The organism is Spiroplasma endosymbiont of Halictus nicosiae (assembly GCF_978018445.1).
Genome location: NZ_OZ389573.1, coordinates 311,016 through 336,098 on the forward strand (window position 1 = coordinate 311,016; position 25,083 = coordinate 336,098).

General features: G+C 24.7%; 30 protein-coding genes and 1 pseudogene. 15 read left to right on the forward strand and 16 right to left on the reverse strand.

Annotated features, from left to right (window positions below; translation table 4 throughout):
* The first annotated feature begins 2,419 nt into the window (after positions 1–2,419).
* The 12 genes from ACZ91P_RS02255 (at position 2,420) to ACZ91P_RS02310 (ending at position 11,951) form a co-directional block, all read left to right on the forward strand.
* Complete coding sequence (locus tag ACZ91P_RS02255; protein WP_465157821.1) at positions 2,420–2,749, forward strand: hypothetical protein; 330 nt, start codon at positions 2,420–2,422, stop codon at positions 2,747–2,749.
* Positions 2,750–3,014: 265 nt separating this feature from the next.
* Positions 3,015–3,287, forward strand: a complete 273-nt coding sequence (locus ACZ91P_RS02260) for a hypothetical protein (RefSeq protein WP_465157822.1) — start codon at positions 3,015–3,017, stop codon at positions 3,285–3,287.
* 334 nt (positions 3,288–3,621) lie between these two features.
* Complete coding sequence (locus ACZ91P_RS02265) at positions 3,622–4,371, forward strand: L-lactate dehydrogenase (RefSeq protein ID WP_465158941.1); 750 nt, start codon at positions 3,622–3,624, stop codon at positions 4,369–4,371.
* Positions 4,372–4,642: 271 nt separating this feature from the next.
* Positions 4,643–5,215: a hypothetical protein gene (locus tag ACZ91P_RS02270; RefSeq protein WP_465157823.1), complete on the forward strand. Its 573-nt coding sequence runs from the start codon at positions 4,643–4,645 to the stop codon at positions 5,213–5,215.
* Positions 5,216–5,250: 35 nt separating this feature from the next.
* Positions 5,251–6,819, forward strand: a complete 1,569-nt coding sequence (locus ACZ91P_RS02275) for a PTS transporter subunit EIIC (protein WP_465157824.1) — start codon at positions 5,251–5,253, stop codon at positions 6,817–6,819.
* A gap of 222 nt (positions 6,820–7,041) precedes the next feature.
* Positions 7,042–7,218 (forward strand): GmrSD restriction endonuclease domain-containing protein, encoded by a 177-nt coding sequence (locus tag ACZ91P_RS02280; protein ID WP_465157826.1) that lies wholly within the window; start codon positions 7,042–7,044, stop codon positions 7,216–7,218.
* 18 nt (positions 7,219–7,236) lie between these two features.
* Positions 7,237–7,455 carry a hypothetical protein gene (locus ACZ91P_RS02285; RefSeq protein WP_465157827.1) on the forward strand — a complete coding sequence of 73 codons (219 nt, stop codon included), beginning with the start codon at positions 7,237–7,239 and terminating at the stop codon, positions 7,453–7,455.
* Between the two features lie 35 nt (positions 7,456–7,490).
* Complete coding sequence (locus ACZ91P_RS02290; RefSeq protein WP_465157828.1) at positions 7,491–7,787, forward strand: GmrSD restriction endonuclease domain-containing protein; 297 nt, start codon at positions 7,491–7,493, stop codon at positions 7,785–7,787.
* 6 nt (positions 7,788–7,793) lie between these two features.
* On the forward strand, positions 7,794–7,934 hold the full coding sequence (locus ACZ91P_RS02295; RefSeq protein ID WP_465157830.1) for a hypothetical protein: 141 nt from the start codon (positions 7,794–7,796) through the stop codon (positions 7,932–7,934).
* Positions 7,935–8,041: 107 nt separating this feature from the next.
* Positions 8,042–8,701 carry an HNH endonuclease family protein gene (locus ACZ91P_RS02300; protein WP_465157832.1) on the forward strand — a complete coding sequence of 220 codons (660 nt, stop codon included), beginning with the start codon at positions 8,042–8,044 and terminating at the stop codon, positions 8,699–8,701.
* A 645-nt stretch (positions 8,702–9,346) separates the two neighbouring features.
* Positions 9,347–10,438: an MFS transporter gene (locus ACZ91P_RS02305; protein ID WP_465157833.1), complete on the forward strand. Its 1,092-nt coding sequence runs from the start codon at positions 9,347–9,349 to the stop codon at positions 10,436–10,438.
* A 187-nt stretch (positions 10,439–10,625) separates the two neighbouring features.
* A complete protein-coding gene (locus ACZ91P_RS02310) occupies positions 10,626–11,951 on the forward strand; it encodes a hypothetical protein (RefSeq protein WP_465157834.1) in 1,326 nt (441 codons plus the stop codon).
* Positions 11,952–12,057: 106 nt separating this feature from the next.
* On the opposite strand, the pseudogene ACZ91P_RS02315 reads toward ACZ91P_RS02310, so the two are convergent.
* Positions 12,058–13,034: pseudogene (locus ACZ91P_RS02315) on the reverse strand (IS30 family transposase).
* A gap of 402 nt (positions 13,035–13,436) precedes the next feature.
* On the opposite strand from ACZ91P_RS02315, the gene ACZ91P_RS02320 reads away from it, so the two are divergent.
* The 3 genes from ACZ91P_RS02320 (at position 13,437) to ACZ91P_RS02330 (ending at position 14,842) form a co-directional block, all read left to right on the forward strand.
* Entirely contained in the window at positions 13,437–14,222 is a 786-nt protein-coding gene (locus tag ACZ91P_RS02320) for a hypothetical protein (RefSeq protein WP_465156415.1), read from the forward strand.
* A gap of 131 nt (positions 14,223–14,353) precedes the next feature.
* Entirely contained in the window at positions 14,354–14,554 is a 201-nt protein-coding gene (locus ACZ91P_RS02325) for a hypothetical protein (RefSeq protein WP_465156417.1), read from the forward strand.
* A 9-nt stretch (positions 14,555–14,563) separates the two neighbouring features.
* Positions 14,564–14,842, forward strand: coding sequence for a hypothetical protein (locus tag ACZ91P_RS02330; protein WP_465156383.1), 279 nt, complete (start codon positions 14,564–14,566; stop codon positions 14,840–14,842).
* A 134-nt stretch (positions 14,843–14,976) separates the two neighbouring features.
* On the opposite strand, the gene ACZ91P_RS02335 is transcribed toward ACZ91P_RS02330, so the two are convergent.
* The 15 genes from ACZ91P_RS02335 to ACZ91P_RS02405 form a co-directional block, all read right to left on the reverse strand.
* Positions 14,977–16,620 carry a hypothetical protein gene (locus tag ACZ91P_RS02335; RefSeq protein WP_465157835.1) on the reverse strand — a complete coding sequence of 548 codons (1,644 nt, stop codon included), beginning with the start codon at positions 16,618–16,620 and terminating at the stop codon, positions 14,977–14,979.
* A gap of 186 nt (positions 16,621–16,806) precedes the next feature.
* Positions 16,807–17,283 (reverse strand): hypothetical protein, encoded by a 477-nt coding sequence (locus ACZ91P_RS02340; protein ID WP_465157836.1) that lies wholly within the window; start codon positions 17,281–17,283, stop codon positions 16,807–16,809.
* Complete coding sequence (locus ACZ91P_RS02345; protein ID WP_465157837.1) at positions 17,283–17,939, reverse strand: hypothetical protein; 657 nt, start codon at positions 17,937–17,939, stop codon at positions 17,283–17,285. Before ACZ91P_RS02345 ends, ACZ91P_RS02340 begins: the two co-directional genes overlap by 1 nt.
* 324 nt (positions 17,940–18,263) lie before the next feature.
* Positions 18,264–18,536, reverse strand: a complete 273-nt coding sequence (locus ACZ91P_RS02350; protein WP_465157838.1) for a hypothetical protein — start codon at positions 18,534–18,536, stop codon at positions 18,264–18,266.
* Between the two features lie 13 nt (positions 18,537–18,549).
* Positions 18,550–18,819 carry a hypothetical protein gene (locus ACZ91P_RS02355; RefSeq protein WP_465157839.1) on the reverse strand — a complete coding sequence of 90 codons (270 nt, stop codon included), beginning with the start codon at positions 18,817–18,819 and terminating at the stop codon, positions 18,550–18,552.
* 15 nt (positions 18,820–18,834) lie between these two features.
* A complete protein-coding gene (locus ACZ91P_RS02360; RefSeq protein WP_465157840.1) occupies positions 18,835–19,248 on the reverse strand; it encodes a hypothetical protein in 414 nt (137 codons plus the stop codon).
* Between the two features lie 24 nt (positions 19,249–19,272).
* Positions 19,273–19,623: a hypothetical protein gene (locus tag ACZ91P_RS02365; protein ID WP_465157841.1), complete on the reverse strand. Its 351-nt coding sequence runs from the start codon at positions 19,621–19,623 to the stop codon at positions 19,273–19,275.
* A gap of 53 nt (positions 19,624–19,676) precedes the next feature.
* Positions 19,677–20,078: a hypothetical protein gene (locus ACZ91P_RS02370; protein WP_465156223.1), complete on the reverse strand. Its 402-nt coding sequence runs from the start codon at positions 20,076–20,078 to the stop codon at positions 19,677–19,679.
* Between the two features lie 12 nt (positions 20,079–20,090).
* On the reverse strand, positions 20,091–21,650 hold the full coding sequence (locus ACZ91P_RS02375) for a hypothetical protein (RefSeq protein ID WP_465157842.1): 1,560 nt from the start codon (positions 21,648–21,650) through the stop codon (positions 20,091–20,093).
* 73 nt (positions 21,651–21,723) lie between these two features.
* Complete coding sequence (locus tag ACZ91P_RS02380; protein WP_465156219.1) at positions 21,724–22,944, reverse strand: hypothetical protein; 1,221 nt, start codon at positions 22,942–22,944, stop codon at positions 21,724–21,726.
* A gap of 17 nt (positions 22,945–22,961) precedes the next feature.
* Positions 22,962–23,420: a hypothetical protein gene (locus ACZ91P_RS02385; RefSeq protein ID WP_465156217.1), complete on the reverse strand. Its 459-nt coding sequence runs from the start codon at positions 23,418–23,420 to the stop codon at positions 22,962–22,964.
* Positions 23,421–23,594: 174 nt separating this feature from the next.
* Complete coding sequence (locus ACZ91P_RS02390; RefSeq protein ID WP_465156215.1) at positions 23,595–23,831, reverse strand: hypothetical protein; 237 nt, start codon at positions 23,829–23,831, stop codon at positions 23,595–23,597.
* On the reverse strand, positions 23,831–24,112 hold the full coding sequence (locus tag ACZ91P_RS02395) for a hypothetical protein (RefSeq protein ID WP_465156213.1): 282 nt from the start codon (positions 24,110–24,112) through the stop codon (positions 23,831–23,833). The genes ACZ91P_RS02390 and ACZ91P_RS02395 overlap by 1 nt, the downstream gene beginning before the upstream one ends.
* The gene (locus ACZ91P_RS02400) at positions 24,090–24,575 is read right to left on the reverse strand and encodes a hypothetical protein (RefSeq protein WP_465157843.1); all 486 of its coding nucleotides are present in this window, start codon (positions 24,573–24,575) and stop codon (positions 24,090–24,092) included. Before ACZ91P_RS02400 ends, ACZ91P_RS02395 begins: the two co-directional genes overlap by 23 nt.
* Positions 24,539–24,826: a hypothetical protein gene (locus ACZ91P_RS02405; RefSeq protein ID WP_465157844.1), complete on the reverse strand. Its 288-nt coding sequence runs from the start codon at positions 24,824–24,826 to the stop codon at positions 24,539–24,541. Before ACZ91P_RS02405 ends, ACZ91P_RS02400 begins: the two co-directional genes overlap by 37 nt.
* Positions 24,827–25,083 lie beyond the last annotated feature (257 nt).

Genomic DNA, 25,083 nt, shown 5'->3' on the forward strand with positions numbered 1-25,083 from the left:
GAAAATAACCTTTTGGAGTTCCAACCCTCTTGTTTTTTTAGTGTCCGATATTGTTTTTTTCGGTTTAAAATCACTCTTTTTATGAAAACAAGCAAAAAACACGCGCTCTGACATTTCGCAAGTGATTAATCTTGCCGAGAATTAAAGAAATAAATAGGAGAATAAATCCATTCGCTTTCACACTTTCTTTAAGGCTTCGTGCCATAGATGAGTTATCCATCTTTAAGCATCAAAAAATATTAAGTTTTAGGGGCTGCATTATTCATCGGATAATATCTTTATTTAAAAGGAAATTTATAAAAATATCGTTTATTTTGTGTAGGGAAAATAGAATAATATCTGTTTTATGATAAAAATTCTAAATTTAAAGATACTATCCGATGAATAATGCAAATAAATTTATGTTTTTTAATATAAAAATAAAAAAATAATCTCACAAGAATTGTTTTTTGCCGGTTCATCGTACAGGACGCCTAACCTAAATTTCACTCTAATTTATCACCAATTTTTTCAATATAATTATTTCCAAAATAAGCATTTTGATTATTACAATTAATTCTTTGACATTTCATAGGTTAGTTTCTCCTAATTTTGTTTTCCTAATGCTCAATGCTCATCAGTCATATCTTCAAATGATACTGGATAACTTTAAAGCATTAATTCTTGTAATTTATTTTTTTGATCGCATTTTGAACAATAACCTCAATATCTTTGTTTAAGACAAGTTTTATTTAACTTTTTCATATAAACTTCCTATTTTTAACTCGCTGGCACTCACTCCCAAGTGAAAGTGCCAAGCGAGAATTAGTTATATAATTATTTATCTATTTATTTACTACGCCATCCGCTTCACTGGGGGTGAGCGGTGGCGGTATTAACATTTAAAATTAACTACAAAGTACTACAATGTTCTACATTTTGTAGTTGTTTGTAAATTTGTTACGCCGTGTATATACACCTCTTGATCCGCACGATTTCAGGTCAAAACGTTTATTTTTTAAAATAAATTTACTTGCACCTTGAAGAGCATAATGCTATACGCAAATTTATTTATAAAGTGTTCATCTTTATTTTTATTGTCGTTTGATGTTGACCCTGCACTTATCACGACTATCGCTTTTAAAACAAAGCGTCTATTATTTCCGGACTTACATTACCGCTGGGCTAGACCGCCATGTGGAATAAAAACACTTAGTTATTTAAAATAACCGTCCCACGCTGCATTAAATTAAGTTATTGTTAAAATTTAAGTTTTAAGAACCCAGTTTTTCAATCAAAGATAATTTTTGAATTTTCTATTTTTTGATAAAACCGCTTTTGTTTTTTATTTTTTGTCCAATTTAATAAATCTTTATGTTTTTTACAAGTTCATAAAACTTTATTTGATAAAAATTCTTCGGTAATGAATGATATTGTTTTATAACAATCATTAACATCACATATTTTTTGTTGTTTAATTATTATTACCTCACTTTCAAATTATTTTTTAGAGTTAATTTTTAAATAAAAAAATCAACCCAATAAGGATCGATTTTTTTTTGTCCTATTTTATCGTTTATTCTACAATTAATAATTTAAAAATGCAATTAAGAGAGTATGAAAATACAAATTACAAATCTATTCAAAATAAAACAATGATAAATTTACTTTTACAAAAAACAAAAACCTTGAAATAGAATTAATCAAAAGACAAGAAACCAATAATTATTCTGAAAAGGAATAATTATTTTTTATAAATAGTAAGATTTCACAAAGTGGTCAAACTGGAACACTTAAAAATAAACGAAGTGGGAGGATATCTGTAAGGTTAATCAACTAATTAAATTAGTACTACATGGGGCATAAGAGTAGTCGTAAGTGATTAACTAAACCACACCTAAGGGAAACTCTACCTAAATGAGAAAAAGTTAATAAAGTTATCTAACAAATAACTAGTGAAATTAAAAGAAAAGAAAAAGAATAAGAAGGTTAATTAATTTCTCTCTTTCTATCGATAAAAATAATGTAATAAAACTGCTGACAAATTATTTTAAGCAGTATAAAATTTTACTATCATGCAATGATAATTTAAAAGGAATATAAGTATATCTTAAATATTTTCAATACTATTAATTTTAGAGAAAAAGTAAATATTGATGTTAATGAAACAGGAAAAAGATTAATATTAGAAGAATGAGAAAAAATTGATCAAGAATTACGAGAAAAAATTGTAATGGCCAAAATGGCTATATTATGTAGGGTAAAAGACCTTTTACAGAAAAAACAGAGTATGGTCATATTACCTTTTTTAGAACATTATTTCGTTTTTTAAAATAAAGATACTAATAAATATCAATTTGTTTTCTTATTTTATAAGAAAGTCGGAAGAAAAAAACGAAGTAGAATTAGTATTTTTATTAAAATAGCAATTTTAAAATTAATGGATAGTACTAAAAGACAAAGAGATATTATGGATATGTACCCAAAATTAAATATATCAAAGATGACAATTACAAACATTAGTAAGGAAATTGATTTTGCTAAATTATTTAAAGAACAATTAAAAACAAAAAATAAAAAAATAATTGTCCAAACACCATATTTGTATGCTGGGGTTGATGATTCATTTAGTAATTTAACAAAATATAGAAAAATAGAAAAAAATATGTTTAGAACAGCATATTTTCATACTGGGTATGATGAAATAAAAAGCACTAAAAATAAAAATGTTCTAAAAGATAAAAAATTTTTATTGTTATGAAATCAGTAAAAAATAAATACTATCTTATTTAAAAATATAAAAAAGAATTTTTACATTTTTTAAATCAAAATTTTAATATTGAAAATTGTAAGTTAACGCTAGCAGGTGAAGGAGCAAAATGAATCCAAAAATTTGCGAATGAAATTGGTGCAATTTTTATTTTAGATCAATTTCATTTAATGAAAGAATTAAAAACAATATTTCCTTATTGAAGAAGAAAACTTACTAAAAATTTAACCGATAATGAAAAAAAAGAAAACAAATTTATTGAGATATGAATAAATTATTTAAAAATGGCGATCCGGATGAAGCAATAAAATATTTAAAAAAATTAATTACAAGAAAAAATATTAAAGAATATCCATTTTTAAAAGATAAAAAAGATAAAATCAATGGTTTCATTAAATATATCAAAAATAATTCTGAGGGTATTAAAGTTTATAAAGAAGATTGATATATGGGGTCTTGTACTGAACCACAAATTTCGCATAATGTCAAATGATTAAAAGGATATGGTGCTAAATCATATAGTGAAAAAGTTTTTTAAAATATGATTGCATTGAAAATGGAAAAAGAAAATGATGTTAATTTAATTGAGTTTTATCTTAATAAATTAAACAAAAAAATGAAAAAGAATATAATTATTATTTTAAAAATGAAGATAAGTATAATCAGCAATTTTTAATAAATAAAAATGTTGCTCACCAAGCACAATGTTTTGTCTAAAATTTAAAGTAAAAATCAATAATTTAAAATAAATTTATTAAATAATTTGCGAATTATTATTTTTTGTATTGTAAATTATTACTTTTATGTTATAATTAAATTAATTAAAAAAGATAAATTTATCTTTTTCTTAGGAATTTTATTTTAATAGATAAATACAAGCAACAGAAGGGAATGCTATTGATTTATCAGATGCAACTGCTGTTTTAGAAAATCGTTTTAGTACAATTAAAGCTGGTGATTATAGTGATTGTAAAGATGCTGATTTAATTGTCATTACAGCAGGAAGACCACAATGAGATGGTGAAACACGATTAGATATGGTTGCTGATAATGCAAGAATTATGCAAGATATTGCTTTAAAAATTAAAGCCTCAGGTTTTAAGGGTGTTACGCTAATTGCTTCAAATCCGGTGGATGTTCTGGCATCAGTTTATCAAAAAGTAACTGGTTATGCAAAAAATAAAGTTATTTCTTCAGTAACAACTTTAGATTCAGCACGTTTAAGAAGATTAGTTGGTAATAAATTAAACATTGCTCCAGCTAGTGTTAATGCTTATGTTTTGGGTGAACATGGTGATTCATCAGTTTCTGTTTGATCAAAAGCTTCAATTATGCAAAAATCAATTGCTGGTTTTGTGGCAGAAGGAAAATTAACAGAAAAAGATTTAGAAGATATGCACCAACAAATGATGAAAATGGCTTATACAATCATTGATTTGAAAAAAGCAACTTTTTATGGAATTGGTGTATGTTTATCATCAATTGCAAAAGCAATTTTAAATGATGAAAGATCAACCTTTTTAATTGGTGCAAAATGTGAAGGTGAATATAATGTTGCGAGAACTTACATTGGTGTACCAGCAGTTATTGGTGTTAATGGGATTGAAGAAATTATTGAGTAAAAATTAACAAAAGAAAAGCAAGTTAAATTTGAAAAATCAGTGACACAATTACATGAAGCTTTAAATGTTGCTCTTGCAGCATTAAAGTAATATTTAGGAGGACTTTTTAAGTCTTTTTTTATGTTAAATTTATAATATTTTTTTCTTTTTTAAAAGAAAAATGTGTTATCATTATCTCAAAGGATTTCCTATTTTTATATCAACCATGTATTAACTATGTATCAATTATCAACAATATCAATTTAATATATACAAAAAGGAGTTTTTAAATATGAAAAGATTTACTTTAGGAATGATTGCAGCGACAACGACTTCAGTTGCAGGTATGCCAAATATTAATAAAGGAACTTCAACAGTTCAAACGCATAAATTTGCACAAGAGGCAGTAGAATATAGTATTGCAAGTATGACAGGAACAGATACTTTTCCTGCACAAAAACTTGCCTCTGGTTTTGTCAATAAACAAAAAGCTTTAGTTTTTGAATATGGAAACTATGCTAAGACTTGAGCAGAATTTGTTCAAAAATATCCAAAATTTAAATTTACTACATTAAGTATGAAAACTAATTTAAAAGGAGACCAAAAAATAAGAGATTTGTCAAATATTACTTTTAACACTGCTGATTTTAAATTACAAGAACGAAATGGTCAATTTATAATTGACACAATTGAATCAAAATATATTACTGATTTTATTCGTTTATCAGTTCTTGGTCAAGTAAAAGAAGACAAGAAGATTATTAATTTTGGTGTTGTATATAATATCAATATTTCACAACAATATGTTAGATCTTATCCATTTTTTAGTTCAGAAACTGACAAAATCAAGTTTTACAGTGAATAAAAAATTAATTTGTTTGTAAAGAAAGGACAATAATTTTGAAAATTGATAGGTTGTATCAAATTAGAAAAAACGGAAAAGGCTATCGTAACAATAGTAATAAAATTAAAATTAGAAATATTTATGAATATTTTATTAAAATTATTACTTTAATAATTATTCCATTATTATTAATTGTTTTAATTTATGGAATTGGCTTGATTTTACAAGAATATACTAGTAATCTTGTTGCCCTAACGATTGGTGATGTTTGTATTAAGATTGGAAAAGCAGTCTTTAACAATTTATCAATTATCTTTTGTTTAGTAACAGTGATTAGTATTACCAACAATGTAAAAGCTGTAGCAATTGCTGTTACTGGCTTTTTAGTTTTCATTGTGATGCAATATGCATTAATTCAATATAAAATAACCCCAGAAGGAAAACTTTATGTAACAAGTATTCTCTTCTTTTACCAAGGTGAAAATTTAGCAATGTTTTTAGGCTCAAGTTTTGGCCTTGTTGCTTTAAATACATCAATTTTAGGGGGAATAACAGTAGGAATTATTTCATCATACATTTACATTAAGTGTATTGATTTACGCTTGGCAAAACCATTTGGTTTATTAAATGGTTTTCCATTTGTTACCTTACTTGTTGTTTTAGCAAGTATGTTCTTAGCGTTGTTTTTCTTATTACTATGAATTGTAATTGCAATTGTTTTAAACCATATTTATCAATGAATGTGACAACAAAATGCAAACCATTTTTTAGGAGCTGCTTTTGTTTATGAACTATTAAATACATTATTAATTCCATTTGGTTTTAAAGATCTTGTTACTAATTTATTTATTAACCCAAATGTTGAATTATTAAGTCAAAGAGAGTTTGAAAATTTATTCAAAAATATTGCCATGCATTATGGTTGAATACACAATATTTTTGATGATACTTGGAATAATGCCACAATTCAAAAAGTGTGGGATTTTATTAACCAACCAACATTTGAAGAACGTCATTTAACAATTTTAGATTGACTTAACTTACTACCAATTGACCGATTACCACAAGCAAATGGTTATTCTGCGCAAACTTATAATTGGTTTTTATCTAGTAATTTTGGTCATTTATTACAACTAAAATTACCACCAAATTATGCATTTGTCTTTGGTGGTTCGTTAGCAATTAGTACGACCATTATTTTAACTAGTAAAAAAGAAAACCGTATGCCAACAGCAATTTTAATGACAGCAATTGTGGTGGTTACTATTTTAACAGGGAATAATGTTATTATTAATTTATTTACTTTCTTTGTTTCACCAATGTTATATTTTTGTGTTTATACTCCACTTGCTGGTTTTAATGGTTTATTTATGTCGATGTTTGATGTGCATATTTGAGTATCATTTGTTAATGGTTTAATTGATTTTATTTACAGAGGAATTATTCCAGTGGCCAAAGGAACTAATTTCTTCTGAGTCCCAGTCTTTACTCTTATTTGATTTGTTATTATTATGCCAATATTTTGGAAAGCAATTCTTTATTTTGATTATCCTTTTATTGGCCGAAGAGAAATGATTTTACCACGAATTACTCACAAGAATTATCATGAAATGTGGAATCATTAATGGATAACAAATATATTATTATTTAGGTTAATGGAAAGGTGTTATAAAATAACACCTTTCCATAAACTTTTTAAATATCTATTAACATTATATTTTAGAATGTTATAATTATTATACAAAAACTATGTCATGTGGAAAATATGAAATGCTATTTATTTTAATTCATATTATATTAAACGGGAAATTTAAAAATAAAGGAAAATTTAAAAATAGGTGAAAAATATGTCAATCAAGAGTTCTAAAATTAAGAAAATAGGTTCTTTTATTTTTGATGATACTTACTGAATACCTGATTATCAAAGAGAATATTTATGAGATAAAGAAGAACTTACTGATTTATGAATAGATTTAGAAGAAATGATTAATGGAGAAATGGAGTCCCATTTTTTGGGCAAATAGTTGTTCATAATAGTATTAATGAAAAAAAAGAGTTTTATTATTGATGGACAGCAACGTATGACAACAACTATTATTTTACTATCAGTTTTTAGGAAATTTTTTGAAAGTATTAATTTAGAAGATTCAAAAGAGACTGCCAATGATATTACAAGTAAATATATAGGTAGAATTACTGAAACACGCGAAGAACAAACATTATATTTAGGTGAAAGTGATAGAATTTTTTTAAAGATGTAATACAAGTCAAAAATCCAATAATTCCAAAGGAAAAATTGTCAAATTCACAAAAAAGAATTATATTTGCTAGTGATTTTTTTATAAAAAAGTTAAATGAAAAATTAAATGATACTATGTCAGAAACTTCTAAATATAATTATCTTAATAAAATATACAAAGTTTTTATTGAACAATTTAACATATTAGCTGTAAAAACTGATGATATTAATGAAGTTTTTATTATTTTTGAAACTTTAAATGCTCGTGGGAAAGATTTAGAAACAGCTGACTTATTAAAAAAAAATTTATTTAGAATTTCTGATTCAAAAATAGATTATATTAAGGAAGAATAAAAGATAATGCTTAGTAAACTAGGAAAAATTGATCCAACAACTTATATACGACATTATTGAAATTCTCAAAATATTTTTTTACGTGAAAAAGATCTTTATAAAATAATGCGTAAAAATATTACTTCTCCAAAAAATGTTTTGAGTTAGTGAAAGATCTATCTTTTTTAGCTGAAGTATATAGTAATTTAGTTAATCCGAGAGAGGAATCATATTTTTAAAATGATATTAATAAAAAATTAATAATATTAAAAGATTTGTCAGCAAAAACTTTTTATCCTATTTTATTAGCTTTAACAAAGCAGAATTTTGAGGATAAAGAAATATTAAAAATATTATCTGTACTAGAAGTTCTTGTAGTACGAAATTTTGTAGTAGCTCAAAAAGTAACAAATATTTATGAACTTGAATTTTCTAAAATTGCATTTAAGATTTCTCAAGAAAAATTAATAAAAATTGATGATATAATTCAAGAAATTAATAAATGAATTGTATCCGATTATGATTTTAAACAAGCATTTTCAACTTTTGAAATTAAAAACAAATCAGCAATTAGGTATATTTTAAAAATGATTGATAGTAGCATTTCTTTAGTTGCGCCAGAAATGAAAATTATTGATGATAATGCTATTGTTAATATAGAACATATTTTGCCAGTAGATTATAGTTTATGAAAAGATGTAACAATAGATTTTCATGATGAATATTTATGACGTTTAGGTAACTTGTCTTTTTTAGGTAGTGAATTTAATAAAAAATGTAGTAATTTTCCTTTTGAACAGAAAAAAGAAATTTATAAACAGTCATCTATTGAAATAACTAAAAAAATATTAAATTATAATAATTGGACAGAAAAAGAAATAAATGAACGGCAAAAATATTTTGCAAATTTTGCAGTATCTATATGAAAAAAATAGTTTTACATTTTTTAATTTATTAAAAATATTTTAGTTGTAATAAGTATTTTAGGTTTGTTTGCAAAATAAACCTAACCAATGTGTAATTTTATTACAATTTTAGTTTTGCACTTTATAGTAAATTTATTTTAAAAAGAATTGAAATAATATTTGAAATTTTTAAATTATTACAAAAAACAAACAGAAATTAATTAGTATTAAAAATAAATCTAGTTAAGTAGTTCTCTTTTTATATTAACCATAATTAATTTACAAAATGTAGGAAGAAAGTAGGAATAATAATGGATAAAAAAGAAACAGCGGCTTTTACGAAAAAACAAAAATTTATTAATTTTTTTACACATGGGTTAAGTAAAAAAGCATTGGAATTATTACAATCTTTTCATTAGCAGATTTATTTGTTTTTAGTGGGGTTTTATATTTACGATATATCATCCCTGATTTTGCTAGTTACTTAAAGTTAAATCAAACAAAATTTGATATTGCTATTTCGATTTATGGTTTAACTGCGTTGGTAACTCGGATCCCAGGGGGATATTTAGCAGACAGATTAAATGAAAAGATTATGTTTGTAGTAGCATTTTATTCATAACAGGGTTAGTCGGGATATGACGGACTACTTTAACATTACCAATTTTTGATGATATGGATAAAAGAATTCGATTAGGACAATTATATGTTATTTACTTATTATGAGGAATTTCAATTGCGGGTTTATTTTGAAATCCATTGTGGAAATTAGTTTCGCAAAATGTGCCAAAAGAAAAACAAGGAGCAGCCTATGGGTTACAAGGCAGCATTCTTGGTTTGTTTGGAGTGTTAGTTATTGGTGGAGCGGCAACGGGAGTTACAGAAGCAACTAAATCAACCGGTGTAACTGAAACGGCGCCATTTTTAATCTTTGCATATTTTATTTGTGGAATGGTAATTTTAATGGGAGTTTTAGCATTAATCTTTATTACACTGAAAAAAGGTGAAGAAAAAGAAATAATTAAGTTTAGTAAGCATTTTTTTAACTTATTACGACCTTTTAAATTCTTGCGTGTCTGATTATGTGGAATTTTTATCTTTGGGATGTATATGTTTCAATCGGTCTTTTCGTATTATATGAAAGATGTTTTAACTGTGATTGGGATTAATACAACGATTGTTGCTGTCCTTGGCGGAATTAGATCGTATGGTTTACGCTTTTTAGTTGCTAGTCCAGTTGGCAAATTATCAGATAAATGAAAATCATATGTTTTAGGTTTAGTATTTATTTTATTAATTGGCATCTTAGCTTGTATTTTATTTACCTTAATTCCAGGGTGAGGTGAAGCATTATTTAATCAACAACAAGCTGGAATTAAAATCTTATTTCATATTATAATGTGTGGATTATTTATCTTTATTGGTTGTATTGGGTGAGCGTTATTAACATTACGATTTGTTCAAATTGGTGAATTACCAATGGAAAAGAATAGCTATGCTAGTATATTAGTTGTGATATCATTTTTAGCTTTTAGCCCCGATGCTTGATTTAATTATTTAGCAGGAAAAATTGGTAAATTAGCTGGTAATTGAGATAATATAAATCAAAAATATAATCTACAAGGGTTACAAATCTTATTACTGATTACGATTGGATGTGCTTTGCTTGTTTTACTTTGTGGAGTTGTAGTTTATCTTCTAAATAAAAAAGAAATTAAGAAGTTGAATAAAATATCATTCCGTTGAAGAGAATTAGGCAATATTTAGGAGATAGAAATATCCTTTTTATATTGTTTTTATTTTATAGTAGAAAATAAAATTATTATTAATAACACAAATAATTTCTAGAACATCCTTTTTAAGCAACTAACTTGTTAAAGGAGACCCTAGACTTTTTTTATTTATTTTATTTAGTATAATAATAAATATTATACAAAGGGAAGGAAACAATTTGATGAAAAAGTTATTAACCCTTTTTAGTGTTCTCGTTTTAGGACTTGGCAGTAGTTTGCGGGTTGCTAGTTGTAAAACACGAGTGAAGCATGATATTGATGAAAATGACTTAGATGCCAATCAAGATCTTGACATTTTAAATAAGATTAAAAAAGAAAGCTACCAATATTTTGTAACATGATGAAAATCAAAATCAACAGTTAATATTAAGAATTATCCGGACCAAGAAATATTTTTTACAAACTTAGTTAAAGAAGTAAAAACAAAAGATAATGAATTAACTCTCAGAAGAGAAGAAATCAATAAATATCGTTTTTTAACGCAGTTATTTACTGGTTTTAAAGCAGAGTTTGCTAATTTAAATCAAAGTTTACAAAATAAATATTCAAATTATTATCCTAATTCAATGCCATTACTCTTAATGGAGGATGATATTTCATTTACTTTGTATAATATTAATTTTGGTAACATCGCAAAGTTATTAAAAAGTACTTGACAAGAACTGTTGGGAATTACAATCGAAGTTAATATTCCTTATGAAGTTAGGTTTAAAGAAATACAACCATTCCAGAATAAGATTGATAATCTAGTGACTATTAGTAATAATTTAGATGCCTTGACTAATGTGCAAGAAAAACTTGATGAGTATTTTATTATGTTTGTTAATAATATTTTAAAAGAACAAAATTTTAGGCTTATTGTACCAGTAGAAGTAAATTTAGATGCTGTTAGAAGGGTAAATATATTAAGAACAAATATTGAAAATAAGTTAAAAGAAGCAAATTTTTTGTTTAATAATATTAATTTTTTATTCTTTGACTTTCAATCAGTTTCTAACTCTTTTACAGAGAGATCTAATCGTCTTCCTTTTCGCAAATCGGATTCTACCTTGATGTGAGCGGGAGAGGGGTATAACCCTGATAAATTGACACCAGAAAACTTTTTAAAATTTTATATAAAAAAAGCAGCGATATTAAGTGAAGAAAAGTATTATTATTTTGGAAACATAAAAAGCATTATTCCAGTTAATTTTACAATTGAAAATTTATTATTTAAATGTAATTTTTCTAGAATAAAACTAAAATCACCAGTTAAAATATTAAAGGAAAAAGATAAAGTTCACGAAAAGTTAGAAGAATTTGCTAAGGTGATAATGGCTTTTTGACATTATTATAAATTAGAAACATATAATGAGTATCATCGCCTTGTTTTTAAAATGCGGCAAAATGAGTTTGATGCATTAGTTGAAAGTGCTAGTGTTTTAGATGTAAATTGTACTATGAAGTGTAGCACCCTACTTAATTTTATTATAACACCAATAAAATAAATGTTCAATATAATTTATTTTAAAAAAATTTAGTATTTTTGTTTTAAATTTATGAATTTTGGCACACTGAAAAATAAAATGATTAAAATTTTTATAGGTAATTATATTAAAAATTAAACATTTGTATAAAAACTTCTTTTGAAGATAGTCAATGTAAAGATTTTTTAAGTTTAGAGTTTATTATATTAGCAACTTCTTGATAATAATTTCTTGAATAAATACTTAAATCAATTCCTTTGGAAAATCAATGTCTAAAATCACGAATTGCTCTTTCAACTTTGGGTTTTTGAGTTGGAGTTCCAGCATCACAAAAATATACTTTAGCATTTGTTATTTTTTCAATTTTTTCTCAATCAGCAAATTCTTTGCCTTGATCTGTTATTGTTCCTTTGCATCTATCTTTAAAAAATCTGTTAGAAAAAATTCGTTTTAATGCGTTTGTAACTTCTTTTGTTGTTTTTTTCTTTTAATGGTTCATAATTTTAAATTGGGTTAATTCTTCGATTAAAACTAAACAAACACTATTATTTTTACCAACCATAGTATCCATTTGAAATCAACCAAATTCATTTTTATCATGTTTTGCTTCTTCAATAGTTCTAAAATTTCTTATTTTTCCACGGTTATAAATTATTTTTTTGCTTTATATTTTCTACCATGAAAATATAAATTATCTTTCTTGAAATTTAAAAATCCCAAATGAATATATTTATATAAAGTTTTAAAACATACCGGAAATTTAATACCAAACTCTTTTTCATATTTTTTACAGATTTGTTCTGGTAAATCATGAAATTTGTTATATTTTTCATCTAGTCATTCTAAAATATTTAGCAATAATGATGATTTTTTAAAACATTTTTGTCGTTTTTGTAAATAATCTTCGTGTGCTAATTTAGCGTCATATTCATTATCTTTTAACCTTTTTATTTCTTGTCTAATTGTATTGCGATTTTTATGCAATATTTTTGCTATTTTAGATATATTGGATTTACCATTTTTTCTTTTTAAAGAATCAAGTTCTAATAAATCTTTTAACATTACTCTTTCTTTAAAAGTAAAATAATGCTTTGTTTTATCCATTTTAAAAAATCCTTTCTTTTATATACAAAGCTAATTATATAGTTTTTTGAGGTTTTGGGCGAGCGGTTGATTTTCTTAAATTTTTGTGATAAAATAACTTACAAGTTAAAAAAGATTTTGAGGTTCTTTCAAACAAATTTGGGAACCTTTATAAAATTCTTCGCTTAACGCTTAGAATTTTTCCCAAATATTTTGAAAAGCGCGGCAAAAAATTTTTTAAATTTTAAGGCATTTTTCGCAAAACTTATGGAAATCACCGCGAGCCCAGATTTAGTACAATATAATCACAATAATAATCATTTGTATAATTTTCTTTCTAAAATAGATTTAAAAGTGCTTATATATATAATGTCAATAGATCTTGAAAAAAGTTTCAAGATAAAAGATAGGAAATTATAAAAAATGAAAAAATTACTTAGTTTATTAAGTGTATTAACAATTAGTGGAACTGCTGTACCAACAAAAATTGCCGCTAGTCCTTATCAAAAAGAAGAAACTAAATTAGAAAATAATGAAATTAGTTATTTACAAACAAATAATTTAAAAAATTTAAATAGAGTTAAAAGACAAGAAATAACATATCCAATATTAGAAGATGTGTTAATTGATTTAAGAAAAACTAGCATGAAAAAACCAATGGAATTTCAAATACATGATTGATGATGTGTTATTGCAATTTTAAAAAATATATTTAGTAATAATATTATTAATAATAAAGATCTTAAAGAAATAGAACAAGAAGAAATTGCAAGTTTTTTTCCAAACAATGCAAATGATGGCGCTTCATTATCAAAGGTAATTGAAATATTAAACACAAACCCGATAATTCAGGAAAATTTGGGATTTAATTTAAAGAAAATTGATTTAACTCGATTATTTTGAAATAAATTAAATGAAATAGAAAAAGTAATGTGGATAAGACATTTAATATGGGAATCTCTTTCTAGACAATCTCCTATTATGTTTGGTGGTTTATTTGATGACGACGAATATAATGATGAAGGATGTGATAGCTCTTATCATGCTGCATTAATTGTTGGAATCAAACCAAATAAAGAAAATATACTTGAAGATACTTATTATGTTAGAGATCCATGAAAAGACAGTGAAGCTGAATTTATTCCAGATCAAACTACAGAAATTTCAATGACGGGGAACAAATTTTTAATATTTTATTTAATCAAATAGAAAACGGTATCGTATTAATTCATGAAGATGTTTTTCAATTATTTTGTGAAAAAGCTATTAGTATTTTTTTATCAATTTGAGAAATGGCAGAACCAGAATTAATAGCAGCTATAGTATAGTAGAATTAAAATATGAAAAAAATATTAAGTCTTTTGGAAACAAATACTTTAATTAGAACAAATACAACAAATTTAGTTGCTTTTAATAAACCACAATATAGCAAAAAAGAATTAGCAGATTTAAAAGAAAAAAATAATATAAAAACAAAAAATGGTATTTTAGAATGAATAGCATATCAAGAAAAACCATTTAATCAAATTGATAATAAATAATATTTTGTTGTGTGGCGTGTTGATGAAAGTGCTGATTGGCGTATTATTAAGTTTAAAAATAATGAAATGACTATTAAAATTGATAATTCTAATAATCGGCAATTGCAAAAAACTGATTTAGGTATGGGAAGAGATTTATATATTACAAATGATTCAGGGTTTGTTAAATATGTGACACATTGAACAGATGATAATGGTTCTTACTTTAAATCAGTTTATCGTTGAAATAATGATAGCGAACCAAATATATATGTTGAAAATAAATTAAAAAGTTATTTAGATTTATAAATCTAAATAACTTTTTATATTTCTAATGTAATTAATGATAATTTTTCATTATTTTTATTAAATAATTTTAAATTATTAATATTAATTTGTTCTTTTGTGGGTGGATAGGAAAATATTAAACTATTTGATTTTTTTTAAAAATTAACAACTGCGATATTTGAATATGAGTTTTCATTTTCAATGCCATTTTTATACAAATATCATTCATTATCTTCGATTAATTGTAAATATGTATTTCTGTCTTTTCCACTGACTTTAGTTCCGATAGGACAATTTTTGATTAATTCTAAGTTAATATCTTTTCCTTCAGTAATTTTTTCATTTATTTTTTCAATAAAAATATTTATATCATAATTCCCATAACATCATATGCCAGATATTTCGATTTGATTTAAATTAAATAGTTTTTCGTGTTTTAAAAAAGTTATTTTAATACTGTCCTCAACTAAATTTTTAGTTATACTCACTCAATTTGATTTAGAATAAAGTAATTTATTTCATTGAGAAAAATAGTTTAAATAATCTTTTATTTTGTCATTAGAAACAATTAAATTAGTTAAATATTTGCCATATTCACCATCAGATAGTTTAATTTCAGCAGGAATAAGAGAAGGTATATTATTTGTTTCTAATTCACTTGTTATGGATAATCAATTAAAGTAATTTGCTTCTAATTTATAAATAGTATTTTCTGAAATATCTTTGTTTTTAACAGTTACTTTAATTTCATCATTTTTATTAATATTATTTTGATTTTTTAAATTTCAATCTGTAATTTGTCCTGTTTTAGGTAAAATAAACGGTGTATTTGGTTCGCTATCATTATTTCAACGATAAACTGATTTAAAGTAAGAACCATTATCATCTGTTCAATGTGTCACATATTTAACAAACCCTGAATCATTTGTAATATATAAATCTCTTCCCATACCTAAATCAGTTTTCTGCAATTGCCGATTATTAGAATTATCAATTTTAATAGTCATTTCATTATTTTTAAACTTAATAATACGCCAATCAGCATTTTTATCACCACGCCACACAGCAAAATATCATTTATCATCTTTCTCATTAAATGGTTTGTCATTTGAATAAACCTCTTCTCAATAATTTATTGGTGTTGTTGGAATAGAACCACCAGTAAAATTAAAATATGATGAATTTAATTTAACTTTGCAATGTTCAAACTCTCAATATCCAGTTTCTACCTCTCTTGGATTAGATATTAATTCAAAATAATAAGGGGCAAATAATTTAACATCATCATTATAGCCTTTATTAATTGCATATTTACTATATGTATAATTTGATAACATGTATATCACTTGTTTAATTCTTTTTACATATCTTTTATGTAATTCACTTGGATTGTCTAATTTTCAATTTTCAAATAAACCATCAATAACATCTTCTGGTTTTTGTCCTTCAAATTTTTGACGTAATTCAGCCGCTTTATTAGTGGGATTTCCTTTTTCATCATATTTTGCACCTTGAAATTTTCAATCATAATTATAACGATAAGTTAAATAATTTAATAAAACTTTTTCTAAACCATTATTTTTTATTAAACTTAAAATATCATCTGGTTGAATATATATTTTTGCAATAAACCACGGTAAAAAACTTTCGGTAAATCAATATTGAAATACTCTTAAATTAGGTTTTGTTTCAATAGACATAGATAGCAACGGTACTAAATTAGCATTTTCAACTATTGATGAAGGATAAGAATAAACACCATTAATATTACCTCAACATTTAATATTTCCAAATAACATTGATTTAGGGTATTTAATCTCAATCCCAGTAAATACTGTATCTTCGGGTAATGATTTTTGTAATACTAAATGAATACTATTTTAATTTTTTCATTTAAAATCAGTCACCTTAACTAAATGAGTAGATTTAATAATATCAACACCATCAGATGAATAAGGTCTTTTATATTCTTCGATAATATAACATTAATTTTTATTGTCTTCGGTAATTGGTTCATTAATAGATACTATTTTTAAGTCATAGGATTCTAAAAATTCTTTGTCTTTTTTTGAAATATCATTAATTAAAATATCTTTTTCTTCAATCATTACATAACTTGTGCTATTATCTTGGACTGTGGTATTTTGTTGAATTTGTAATTTAAAATTAAAATCACTAATTTCATAACCAGTTATTTTAATATATTCATCTTTGTCAATAAAACCTATTTTAACGCTATTTTGAAAGTAGTTTAAGATTGGTTTTTGCTTTGTCTTAACAAGATTATTAATTTTATAAATATATAAGGTTCTAGCACGGTCTTCAGTAAATAATTGTTCTAAATCAGGGTCGCTGTACTGCGATTGACTAGCAAAATCTAATGGAATACTATAAATTGAATAGTCAATTGGTTCATCATTTTCTGCTAATTGTGCTAACATTTTTTCAGATGGTTTTAACATTATTCTTGTTCTTCTTCTTCATTAGGCATATTTATAATAGTTTCATTGTTATTTAATTGTCTGTTTAAAGTAGGATTTACTGGTAAGCGAACATCAATAATTAAATCATCAATATTTTTAATATTAAATGTTCTACTGTTTAAAATAGCATTATCATATTTAATTAACTTAATAATGAATTCAGTTAATTTAATTTCTCTAATATATATCATTTGTTCGTATGATGCGTTTGTTTGAATATTTACTCCCGCAACTTCTGCTTTTGTTTGTTGGGCTCCCTTGGCGATTGCGGGAACATGATGGCGATTTATTTTATAGTAATTAGTTAATAATCAATCATATATTTTGGTTAATTGTTCACCTTTAAAATTACCAGCAATATAGTCTACTGGTTGAAAATTATTATAAGAGTCTCCTTCAACTAATAACAAGTCATTTTCAATAAATGAAGCCAACATTTTACTAATTTCTTGGTCAACCACACCAGTAACACCATTAGTATTAATGGTAAATTTACCACTATTTAATAATGGATCTAACATTATCTTTTCAGCAATAATATCTAAAATACTAGCAAATTGTTTACCATAACGAGCAGAAGGCTCAAAATTAGGGTTATTAGGAATAATTTCAATTGGTATAAAATTAAGTGGCAATATTTCTTCTCTTTGTAAAGTTGTATAGTTATTTCATTTAGCATCATCAATATATAAGTCGGTAATAGTGCTGTATAATCGTGTTTTTAACTTTCTAATAACTTTTACTTGTTTAGTTACATAATCAATTTCTAATTTTTCAGTAATAAAAACACTCTGGTCATTTTTAATATAAGGGTCATAATCAAAAGTACAAGATACTAAATTACCTAATTCGTCATATTGGTTATTATAAAAATCAATAGTAATAAAATTAAGTTTTAAATTATTAGCAAAAATAAAATATGCACCTTTACCATTCTTATTAATTTTATATTCCTTATATTAATTCTTATTAGTAAAGTCTTGCATTTTTAAAAAGTTATTAATTAATTTAGTATCTATCTGTTTATTATTAATTGGATTATAAATGCTAATTTCTAAATCTCGTGGATTTAAAAAATTAGCATTATCTTCACAAATTCTTTTTTCTAAAATCTCCTTATGTTTTTGAACAGTAACATTTTTATGATTAGTAATCGTTGATGCTAAATTAAGATAATAACTATCAATATCATATTCTTTTTTTAATTTCTTTTTTGCTAATAACAATCCCATTTATATCACCTCTTTATTTCGTATCTTCTTTTTTAATAACATCTTCAATACTATCTTGTTTTTGTTGTTTGTTATGAGTTTTGATAAAACTAATTGTTTCAATAATTAAAACTATAATTCCAGCTCTGATAAGCATTGCTGAAACAATAACATATGCTGGTCAAGAAATACCCAATGTTTTTTCTCCGATAAAACAAATAATAATTCCGGCAATAAAAAACAATGATGAAACTCCAAAGATTTTCAAAAACATAATCATATCTTTAATAGTTACTTTTGGCATAATACCATCTCCTTCCTAACTTACTTTTTTTCTTTCAATATACAATCCTTTAATTTCAACACTATTTGATATTGATGATAATTTAAACTCACCGTTGGAAAATAATTGAATGGTAATTCAACGACTTGGATTATTTCCATATGATATTCCACTTGCTAATTGACCTTTAAAGTTTATATGCGTAATTATATATAGTTCTATCTCAAGCATTGTATAACACCATAAACTATAATAATATTCTGACTTATTAAAATTTTTAATTTTATATCCTTTAGAATCTTGAACAAAATCACTAGTATCAACAACTTTTCAATCATTTGATATTTTAGGTAAATCTTTTTTCTGTAAATAAAATTTATCTAAATATTTAGTAGTACCAAATGTATCATCAGTACTTTCAATTCCCGCAACTGTACTATCAATAATCATATAATCAGCAGTATTTTTACCAGCTTAAAAACTAGGGTCTCAAATTCTTAATTCCCCCTTTTCAGCATTAAAATCAGCATTAACACGACCACTACTATTAGGTAACAAAGTTATTTTATTTTGTTTTAAATCTGAAACCATTAATTCATTAGCAGTATTTTTAATAATTGTTTTATTATAAATTTTAATATCACTACCGCCACTTTGTTTTGCTTTTCAGACATCATTTTTTTCATAAATAGTATCATTATCAAAGGGAACATTTATTTTATTATTGTTATTTTTAACAATAGTTTTATTTTCAATCTTAGTTTTTTCTTTTTCTATTAAAGCATCAACTTCTAATTGAGTATAATATGATTCTAAATCAATCATTGTTAAATCAATACCTTCTTCTTAAAAAGTACGAAACATTTTCTTTAAAGTTGTTAAATTAGCGAATGATTTTGCATAGGTAGGCAATAGACCTTGTCAAATAATCATGGGGTCATTTTGCGATGAATAATTAATATCACCAACACTCATATTTGCCGAAGTAAAAAATTCAATTGGAATGCGGTTAAATGTTTAATCGTAATAAACACCATATTAATACAAATTTTCTTTAATAATGGATCTTTAAATGTTTCAAACTTTAGTTTTGAAAATGGATAGTTTAAGTAAGAATTAATCATATTTTGGGCTCTTAAAGCAAATGTTTTAAATCATAATTCTATATCACCTTTAAAAAACTTATTATAACAAACTGGAACTTGTGTAATTTTACCTGTCATTGAAATAAAATTATTATAATTTTCCAAAGTAACATTTTGTCATAATTCATTTAACATTTAATCATCTCCTTATCATTTACTTTTTTTAGAATATATTTTCTTTAATATAATTTTTTTACTATTTAGTAATGTTTTTGTTTTAATTGTTTTGTTTAAATCTTGTTTTGTTCTGAGTTGTTTATATGCTTGAAATACTAGTCCATTACCTAACAAACTAGTAACCGCACTATCTTCTAACGTATTTAACAATTTATCTTTATTAAAGTTATTTTTAAATTGTTCTTGAATTTTTAATATCTTAGCAATTGTCCGATATATTTTAAAACTATTTTTTACTACTTGCTGATAAACAAGTGGGGCAAAAGAAACTAAATTAAACAAACTTGTTTTTTTAAATCCCCAACCAATAAACCACTCACTGTTCATATAGAATTTAAATGGTTCAGGAGCCAAAACAAACTGTTTTGCTTTGATTAAAGTTGTCATAACGACAATAAGGGCATATTTAGGATTTTTATAATATATTGTTAAAGCAACTTCACCCGCAACTGATAATGGAACAATTTTAACTGCTAAAAAAACATCAGAACCATAAGCAAAAGGTAATAATTGACCTTTTTTAATAGCCTTAGTTTCAAATTTAGATAATATTTTTTTAGATTTATCAGTAATTTTACTAATTACTTTTTGTTTAATAGTAATTATTTGTTTTTCAATAGGGTCTAATAATTTTTTAGTTACTTTTTGAATATAAAAATTTGGGTTTAAATGATTTAAAATTTTATTTAATTTAATTGGTGTTTGATAAAAAATATTTAATAATTTATTATTATGTATTTTACTGCCCCGCATTAAATTAGCATTTAATAGTAGATTTTTACCAACACCTTTTTTATGAAGATTAGTCATAATGTTATATCACTCATTAGTATTAATTTTACTTATTTTATTAATATTTAATCCATATTCAGACAATCATTTATTAGCATTTTTTTCATTCACGCGTGGTATTTTTTGAACTAATTTAGGACTTATTTTTTGAATATTTTTCTCAATTTTTAATAAATTATTAATTGTTTCTAAATTAGAAACTTTAAAACCTTTATAAAAATCATTTCGGGCTAATTTTCCAATTGTATATAATAAAGTTTCATTATTAGCCTGCTTTGTAAAATCAAATATTAATTTAGAAGATAAAATCTTTTTACCTGTAACTTGCCTTACAACATCTTCTAAATTATTAGCAGTTATTACACCTAATTTTTCAAGTAGTTTAGTTTCTTTTGCTAATTTTAAAATTCTAGTTGTTCGAACAGCACGCGTTAATTTACCAATTCCACCAATTGCTGGTAACAAATTTAAGGCAGTACTTTTTGCTGTTACTTCTGATGTTAATTTATCATATATTTGATTTACGGCAAAATCGGTTGCTGTTTCTACTCCAAACGAGATAAATGCTGCGGCAAAATTAGATAATCCCGCACCAAGACCAACAGCCGAAGCAATACCACCAGTTAAAACTGATAAACCAAGAGCTAAAACTTGAATTCCTAAAAATTCTAATAACTGTAAACCAAAATTTTTTTCTTGTTGTTGGATTGACAATCTAGTTGGATTTTTTAACAGCATAAATAAGGGTTGTTTTAGATGTTCCAATTGGCATATCATTTATCAAACGAAAAAGTACTATTTTTTAGTACTATTAAGAATTTTTAATTTTAACATCAATCGGATTTGTTTGACCAGTAGTGTTGTTTTTATCTTCAATTTGGACAAAAACCTTGGTATCATTTGTAATATTTATTGGTCAATCAACACCAGCACTTTCAATAAAGTAATCAAAATCACTTTCAGTTAAAGAACTATTTACTGCTTTTACTGCTTTTAAAACACCATCTTTAAATTGTAGTTTTAACTGTTCGGCTGTTGCTTTTGTTGGGTCTGCAACATGAATAGTTGGTTTATCTAATTTATTGATTTTACTAATATCAATTTTTGAAACAATATGTTTAATAATTCCTTTTAGTTCAACCACTGCTCCACCTAAATATAAAACTCTTTCCATAATCAAAGTATTACCCATTCCAGTACCTAATGCAGCAGCACCAACTCTTAACGGAGTATGATCTTTTTTGCGTAAAATAAGAGGGTCATATTTTTTGCTAAACTTAAAGGCAATTGCATTAACACCATCTGGCAATAATTTAATTGTTCCTTCTGAACCATCTTTATTAATAATTGGTAATTTTTTAGGAACCATATAGTATGTTGTTCCTTTAACAGTTTTTATTGCTCCACTTGTTGTGATTACACTATTTATTTGGTCATTTGCTCCAAGTTGTAACTGTAATTTATTACGAATTCCACGAATAAAATCAGCCGAACCTAAAACAATTGTTTCTGATGGAGTAAAGCCGTTTTCATATATTTTATCCATAATTTCATCATGAATTTGTAAAGCATTTGTATCATCTGCTTTTTTGCCTTGAATAGTTGTAACTGTTCCTTTATTAATAATTTCTAAAATTTTATTGCGTTTATAAGCAACCTCAGTATTCATTGCTTGCTCAATATCGGTAGCCCAAAGATTAGGATTAAAATCATTTTCTACAGGATCTAATTTACGAGCAAAAGTTAAAATTGTATCTAATTCAACAACTCCATCTTCAAATTCTACTGTTGAATATTTTAGAAGATTATCATCGGTATTAAATACTTGTCCATCTTTTCCCAAACCTTCATTATATTTAATATTTTTCTTTCTTTTATATGTTAAACCAAATTTATTTGCTTCTTTTCACGCAAATAAAGTTTCTCAACTAAATTTTTGTTGATAAGTTTGTAAATATCATTGTTCAAATGTTTCTCGGTCTCTTTGTGTTGCTTGATTAGCAATATCGCCAAAAATTGTTTTTGGATCCATATTTTTATTCCTTCTTTCTATTTATTAAATACATTGCCTGTATCTAAAATATTGTTTTCTTTGTTTTCTACTTTTGGTACGCCCCCAGTATTAACTGTTTGTACCTTAATTAATTCATCATAAACATTTTGCAATTGTGTTTTAATGATTTCAATATCATCAGTAATATCATAAGATTTTAATAAAACATTTTTAAAATCTTCATTATCAGTTGAAGAATTAATAAAATCAATTACTTCAATTTGTTTTAGTTGAATTGTTTGTTGTTCAATTTGTAAAGTTAACTCAGTATTTTTTGTTTGTAGTTCGTTGATTTGCTGATTATTATTTTCTAAATTACTTGAATTAAATTCTTCAACTTCAGCAGTATTTTTTAAAATAATTTCAGCAGTTTTAATATCTAAACTACCATCTTCATTTTTAATAGGTTCATTATTTTCATTTATAAGAACATATTTTACATTTTTTAATGCCATTGTTTTTCCTCCTATTTTTTAATATTTGTATTTGTTCTTTTTCTAATCGCTTTTTGTATAATTTCAAAACTATCTACTCTAAAAGACAAAAAAATAGCGTTTAGTTTTTATATTTAACTGATTAAATACTGAGCTTTTAATTTTTATCTCATCATCTTTTTTTAATTTCAAAAACTAATTTAAAACAGATGGGTTATATATTGATAATGTTGAGTAATTTAATCCTTCTCACTGACATTTAGCCGAACAAGCATCAACTTCAACACCACCAGCAACAAGAGCCTTAATTTTTGTTTTAATAGGATTTTTATGTAATCTAACAGTTAATTCTAACTTATTAACTTTTTTATTTTTTATTTTAGGTTTATTAGTTATTGATTTTTTAGGTAAATTATTTTTTGTTTGAGACATTATTTAACATCCTTATTAGATAATTTGTCATATTTTGAACTGTCAACTAATATTCAATCGATAGAACCTGTTGAATATGGATTTTTGTAAAAATCTTCTTTATATAATTGTTGTTGTTTTAATTCTTCAATTTCACTACCTAAATTTTGATTAAAATTATGTGCCATATCTATTTGTTGTTTGAAACTATTTATTTCTTGTTCTTTTTTAGCAAGTTCTTTTTTAAGTGTTTCATTTTCTTCTTTAAGTTTGTTAAATTTAATTGATTCTGTTATTGTCATTATTTATCACTTTCTTTTTTAAAAAATATTGTAAATGTTTTCAAGCATCTAATTCCTGCTCTGTCATTTTAATATTTCCTTTATAAATATAATTTTTCTTAACAACTGGTGATTGTAAAACATAATTTAAATTAAATAGATATTTGCATAAAACTTTTAAACCACCAATGAATTTAGGAGTAGATAATTGATTTTTTATTTTTAAACCTTTGTGAAGTTGATAATCTTCAATTATTACAATAACTTTATTTAAATAAGAACAAATTTTATTTTTAAACTCATTTAATATTAAATACATATTATTTATTGCTTCTTCTTCATTTTTGGAATTAAAAGTAATGTTATTAATTATTTTATTTTGTAAAACATTATAAATAATAATACCAGTTTGACCAATTCCAGCAGGGTCAATTGCAATAATATATTTTAATTTATCTGGTTTATTTTTTTGTCAATTTGTCATATTTTTCATCCATCTGATGCTAAATCTAAAATATCGTTAATTTTGTAATGTTGCATATAAGAAGCAATAATATCTCATTTGTTTTCAAATAAAATTAAGTACATTTTTGCTCATTCTAAACATTGCAAATCATAATACTTTTTATGATGTGAAATACGACAATTAATAGGTTGACAATTAACTCAACAATCAAATGATGTTGTTATTTCATTTCAAGTTTTATTAATATATTTACTTTTATATTCTGTCATTTATCTATACTCCTTAATTTTTTTATTTGTTGATTAAATTTCATCATTAATATTATTTGCAGTTACTGGATAAGCACATATCATTAATTCTTGTAATTTATTTTAGTATTTAATTACTTCACCGCCCGCTCCACTTTGGGGAGTGAGCGGGGGCGGATAGGATATTTTGATAGAGTTTACCCCATACGGAAATAAAAAAACAGTTTACCCAGTTATTAATTACGCTTCATCCATCCCTACACAACTTTATATAAAGA